Origin of the sequence: Amycolatopsis rhizosphaerae (assembly GCF_007713715.1) — a bacterium.
In the GTDB taxonomy this organism is placed as follows: Bacteria; Actinomycetota; Actinomycetes; order Mycobacteriales; family Pseudonocardiaceae; genus Amycolatopsis_E; species Amycolatopsis_E rhizosphaerae.
In genome coordinates this window covers 1-5,583 of the sequence record NZ_VJWX01000467.1, presented here as the reverse complement: position 1 = coordinate 5,583, position 5,583 = coordinate 1, and the positions used below count along the sequence as shown (strand labels likewise).

Sequence of the window (5,583 nt, the reverse complement as noted above, 5' to 3'; positions counted from 1 at the left end):
CTTCACGGTCGTTTCGACCGTGAAGGGGCCCTTCACGGCTTTCCCGGGTGGAGCCAGCACGCCGGGTGCTGGCCACGGTCGCCGCGGGCCTGCCCACGCTCATCCCGGCCGCCTCGTCCACCTCGGGGGCGGCCTGGACCGGCGGCGGCAAGGTCACCCACACCGCGGGCCGGGTCTTCTTCCTGTTCAACGGCGCCAAGGCCTCGTGCAGCGGGGACGCGGTCACCAGCGGCAACCGCAGCGTGGTGATCACTGCCGGCCACTGCGTCAAGTACCAGGGGAGCTGGCACACCAACTGGGTGTTCGTCCCCGGCTACGACAACGGCAACGCACCGTACGGCCAATGGGCCGCCAAGAGCACGATGACCACGCCGCAGTGGGAAGCCAGTGAGGACATCAACTACGACGTGGGCGCGGCGGTGGTGAACCCGCTCGGCGGCCGGTACCTCACGGACGTGGTCGGCGGCCAGGGCATCGCCTTCAACCAGGCGCGCGGCCAGACGATGTACAGCTTCGGCTACCCGGCGGCCTCGCCCTACGACGGCACCAAGCTGATCTACTGCGCCGGTACCGCGTTCACCGACTTCCTGTTCAGCAACGACAACGGGCTCTCCTGCGACATGACCGGCGGCTCCAGCGGCGGGCCGTGGTTCATCGGCTTCGACGAGTCCACCGGGACCGGTGTGCAGAACTCGGTGAACAGCTTCGGCTACAACTTCATGCCGGGCTACATGTTCGGGCCGTACTTCGGCGCGGACGCGCAGAACCTGTACAACGCCGCGCAGGCGGGGTAGCGGCCCCCCGTTCGTGCTCGACCTGCCGGGCGTCCCCGTGACCGGTCCCGCCCGGGACCCCATATCCTGGGTGTCGTGAACTGGACAGTGGACGTCCCCGTCGACACACTTCCCGAACTGCCCCCGCTGCCGCCCGAACTGCGGCAGCGGCTCGACGACGCGCTGGCCCGCCCGGCGGCGCAGCAACCGGAGTGGCCGGACGCCGACGCCACCCGCCGGGTGCGCGCGGTGCTGGAGAGCGTGCCGCCGATCACGGTCCCGATCGAGATCGACCGGCTGCGCAGCAGGCTGGCCATGGTGGCGCGGGGCGAGGCCTTCCTGCTCCAGGGCGGGGACTGCGCGGAGACGTTCGAGTCCAACACCGAGCCGCACATCCGCGCCAACCTGCGCACCCTGCTGCAGATGGCGGTCGTGCTCACCTACGGTGCGAGCCTGCCGGTGGTGAAGGTCGCCCGGATGGCGGGCCAGTACGCCAAGCCCCGGTCGAACGCGACGGACGCGCTGGGCCTGCCGGTGTACCGCGGGGACATCGTGAACTCGCTGACCGCCAAGCCCGAGGTCCGGGTGCCGGACCCGGGCCGGATGATCCGCGCCTACGCGAACGCGGGGGCGGCGATGAACCTGGTCCGCGCGCTCACCGCCTCCGGTATGGCGGACCTGACCAAGGTGCACGACTGGAACAAGGATTTCGTGCGGACTTCGCCCGCCGGGGAACGGTACGAGGCGCTGGCCGCGGAGATCGACCGCGGGCTGCGGTTCATGGCGGCCTGCGGGGTGACGGACACCTCGCTGCACTCCACCGAGATCTTCGCCAGCCACGAGGCGCTGCTGCTCGACTACGAGCGCGCGCTGCTGCGCCTGGACTCCACCGACGCGGCGAACCCGAAGCTGTACAACCTGTCCTCCCACTTCCTGTGGATCGGAGAGCGCACGCGCCAGCTCGACGGCGCGCACATCGCCTTCGCCGAGCTGCTGGCCAACCCGATCGGTGTGAAGATCGGCCCCACTACCACGCCCGAGCAGGCCGCGGAGTACGTGCACCGGCTCGATCCGCGCAACGAAGCGGGCCGGTTGACGCTGATTTCCCGGATGGGCAACGGCAAGGTGCGCGACGTGCTGCCGTCGATCGTGGAGAAGGTCGAGTCGACCGGCCACAAGGTGATCTGGCAGTGCGATCCGATGCACGGCAACACCCACGAGTCCTCCACCGGGTACAAGACGCGGCACTTCGACCGGATCATCGACGAGGTGCAGGGCTTCTTCGAGGTGCACCACAAGCTGGGCAGCTACCCCGGCGGCATCCACGTCGAACTGACCGGCGAGGACGTCACCGAATGCCTCGGCGGGGCGCAGGAGATCTCCGACCTCGACCTGGCGGGCCGCTACGAAACCGCGTGCGACCCGCGCCTGAACACCCAGCAGTCACTCGAACTGGCCTTCCTGGTCGCGGAGATGCTCCGCGGCTGAGAACGGCGTCGCCACCCAAACCACTGCGACACAGGTTCTAGGCGAGGGGGATTTCGGTGATGGTGCGCCACGGGCCGTGCTCGTCCGCTCCGGCGACGAGGCGGATCCGGTCGATGCGGGCGCGGATCGGCAGCGCACCGGCGATCCCGGCCGCGGCCCGGCGCTTGCCGACGAGGTCGCCGGTACGGCGGTCCGCCACGGTCAGGTGCGGCACGGTGTCCGGGTGCTCCCCGTCGTAGGGCAGGTGGCCGGGAAAGCGCTCGCAGACCGCCCTGGTCAGGGTGCGGAAATGCTCGTCGGGATGGGGTTCGAGCCACATCACCTCGTCGCCGAACCACCGGACGCGGGCGAAAACGCACTCGAAAGCGCTGATCCCGGCCACCGCTTCGGCTACCTCGGCGACCACGGCCGCGGTGATCCGGCTGGGGTGCACGAACGGGTACAGCACGGTGACGTGCGCGGGCACGAGCGAGGGGCCGGTGCGGTTCAGGGCGCGCTGGTGGGTGGTCACCAGCGGCTCGGTCTCGGGCACGGGAACGATGATCGCGCTTCGGGTGGCGTCGCGAAGCCAGGGCGGGACCGGCATGGCTCAATCATGACCTACGCCGGGCCTGATCGTCAGAGCGACTGCTCGTAGAGGGCGGCCGCGGATTTCACCACCGCATCCCGCAACGAGCCGGTGTCGGTGACCGCGGCGCCGTTCACCTGGAGTCCGATATGGACGGAGTCGTGGTAGACGGCGGCGGCGATGCCCAGCGCGTTCCGTGGTGCGAGCGGGACCAGCGGATACACCTCGCGCAGCGGGGAGCCGTCGAGGGTGAGCGGGAGTTTGGGCAGCGGCACGTTGGTGATCACGGTGTCGAACAGCAGTCCGGCGGCGTGCCCGGCGAAACGGGTGGCGAGCCGGTGCACCTGCGGCGGGATGCGTCCGGCCAGCACCGGCACCGCGCCCGCTCCGGCGAGCGGTCCCGCGGCCTTGTGGCGGTTCATCGCCGCGCGCACCTCGCGCAGGCGTTGCACGGGGTCTTCGAGGTGGACGGGAAGCTCGCACAGGTAAGCGGAAAGCTGGTTGGCTCCCGAACCGCCGTCACGGAGCCGGGTGCTGACGGGGATCAGTGCCCGCAGCGGGCGGCCGTCCACTCGACGGCCCTGGTTCGCCATCCACTCGCGCAGGGCTCCGGCGAGCACGGCCAGGATCACGTCGTTCGCGGTGCCGCCGTGGGCCCGGCGGACCTGGCGTACGTCCCCGAGGTCGAGCCGGACGAAGCTCAGGCGCCGGCTCGGGGAGGCCGGGGCGGCCAGCGGCGAGACCGGGAACGGTCTGGCCGCGCGAAGGATTGCCGAGGCGATGACGGCGTTCTCACCCGCTTCGCTGATCACCCCCTTGATCAGGTCGAACGGGTTGCGAGAGCGCGGCGCGGCCGAAGGCGCGCTCGGCCTGGGAATCGCCCTGGCTCCGGGAAGTTCGTCGAGCAGGCCCACCGCGACCGCGAAAGCGCCGGCCCCGTCGGTGAACGCGTGGTGCAGTTTGAGCAGCAGTGCGAACCTGCCGTCCGGCAGTCCCGTGACCACCCTCAGTTCCCACAGCGGGCGGTCCAGATCGAGTGGTTTTTCGATCCACTCGGCCGCGTAGGAGGCGAGCGGGTCCTCCTCGTAGAACTCGCCGAGGCGGTGGACCCGGATGTGCGCCCCCGGATCGAAGTCCGGGTCCTCGGTCCAGGCCGCGCCACCGGGTGGGAAAAGTGTGGGGGTCACGCGTTGGCGCAACCGCGGAATCTTCGCGGCGCGCTCGGCGAGCAGGGCGGCGAGCCGGGCCGGGTCCACCGGCGCCTCCGGCTGGAAGACGACGACGGCCCCCATGTGCATGGGGCTGGTTTCTCCTTCGAGGCAGAGGAATGCGACATCGAGCCCGCTGAGTTGGTGCCCGGCCATGGCCGACCTTTCTCTGGTCATGTCAGGAATGCAGGTCTCTACTACTGCAGCTTGGGGACATGACGAAAGCGTAGTCGCTGTGTTTCCGGCGCGCTAACAGAAGCTCCCTTCACTCTAAAGGTGGAAAAACTGTCCACATAGGACGAGGGAGCTGTGGGAAAAACCTGTTCCGGTGACCTGTTCTGGGTGATTACGGAATGGCCCTCAGATTCACCTTGCTGCCCTTTTTCACGAGTTCTCCGGCATTGGGTTCCTGCTGGATGATGAGGCCGAAGCCGCGGTCCCGTCCCTTGAGATCCGGTTGCAGACCGGCCTGCTGCAGGATCTGCATGGCCTCTTCGATCGAGCGGCCCAGCACCGAAGGCACCTGGACGGCGTTGGAGACGTACACCCCGACGCGCAGGCTGCTTCCCTGGATCTGCCCGCCTGCGGCGGGAGTGGTGCGGGTGACGCTGCCTGCCGGTACGTTCTGGGAGAAGTCCGCGCCCGCGTCGTAGGGCTCGAAGCCCTGCTGGCGCAGGAGGGTGAAGGCGTCGTCGTGGGACATTCCGGTCACGTCGGGCACAGGCTGCGGCGGCCGCCCCTTGGACACCACGATCGTCACCTTCGAGCCCAGGTCCAACTGCGTGCCGGGCTGCGGGCTGACCGAAATGACGTTGCCTTCGGCCACCGTGGTGCTGTACTGGTCGGCGCTCTCGTCGTGCGCCGGGACGAGTTCGGCCGCGATGATGGCCGTTTCCGCCTGGTTGAGCGAGGTGTTGGCGCCGATGTCGGGCACGGTGGGCCGTCCCGTCGAGAGCACCACCGTGACTTCGGTACCGCGCAGGGCGCCGGTGCCCGCGGACGGGTCGCTGCGGACGGCCAGCCCCGCGGCCACCGTGTTGTTGCGCTGCTGGGTGAACTTCGCGGAAAAACCGTTGTCACTCAAGGTTTTCGCCGCCGTCGCCCGATCCATGCCCGCCACCTGGGGCACGGTCACCGTGCGCGAGGACTTGGGTCCTCCGGACAGCGACGACAGCACCACGATGAGCAGGACGAGCGCGGCCAGACCGCCCGCCGCCCAGCGGGCGCGCTTGTCGCGCAGCAGCGCGGTCAGCTTGGCCTTGACCCCGGAGAGGCCGGGGCCGGGTTCCTGCGGCGGGACGGGCGACTGGCCTGTCCGGGGCGGCTGCGGTGGTTGTGGCGCCTGTGGCGGGCGCACCATGGCCCGGGTGCCGCGCGGGCCCGCCATCGGGGCCGCGGCGGTGAACGCGGTCGGCATGTCCGCCTGCGGCGGCGCCACCGGGGACATGGCCGGAACGGTGCGCTCGGCGTCCCCCACCGCCCACGGCGGGCGCACGGAGGATGCCTGGGGTGCGGGCACGGGAGCGGAAGTGGGTGCGGGCGTGGG

5 protein-coding genes are annotated in these 5,583 nt (G+C 70.1%); 2 read left to right on the top strand and 3 right to left on the bottom strand.

What is annotated here, in order from left to right; translation table 11 throughout:
* Positions 1 to 65 precede the first annotated feature (65 nt).
* Positions 66 to 794, top strand: coding sequence for a trypsin-like serine peptidase (locus FNH05_RS30750; protein WP_425458505.1), 729 nt, complete (start codon positions 66 to 68; stop codon positions 792 to 794).
* A 75-nt stretch (positions 795 to 869) separates the two neighbouring features.
* Entirely contained in the window at positions 870 to 2,261 is a 1,392-nt protein-coding gene (locus FNH05_RS30745; protein WP_246128030.1) for a class II 3-deoxy-7-phosphoheptulonate synthase, read from the top strand.
* Positions 2,262 to 2,298: 37 nt separating this feature from the next.
* On the opposite strand, the gene FNH05_RS30740 is transcribed toward FNH05_RS30745, so the two are convergent.
* The 3 genes from FNH05_RS30740 to FNH05_RS39815 all read right to left on the bottom strand — a co-directional run.
* Positions 2,299 to 2,847, bottom strand: coding sequence for a 2'-5' RNA ligase family protein (locus FNH05_RS30740; protein ID WP_144592356.1), 549 nt, complete (start codon positions 2,845 to 2,847; stop codon positions 2,299 to 2,301).
* A gap of 32 nt (positions 2,848 to 2,879) precedes the next feature.
* Positions 2,880 to 4,121: a wax ester/triacylglycerol synthase family O-acyltransferase gene (locus FNH05_RS30735; RefSeq protein ID WP_246128032.1), complete on the bottom strand. Its 1,242-nt coding sequence runs from the start codon at positions 4,119 to 4,121 to the stop codon at positions 2,880 to 2,882.
* Positions 4,122 to 4,383: 262 nt separating this feature from the next.
* Positions 4,384 to 5,583: Stk1 family PASTA domain-containing Ser/Thr kinase (locus FNH05_RS39815; RefSeq protein ID WP_222426755.1), on the bottom strand; the 1,200-nt coding region annotated here is incomplete at its 5' end.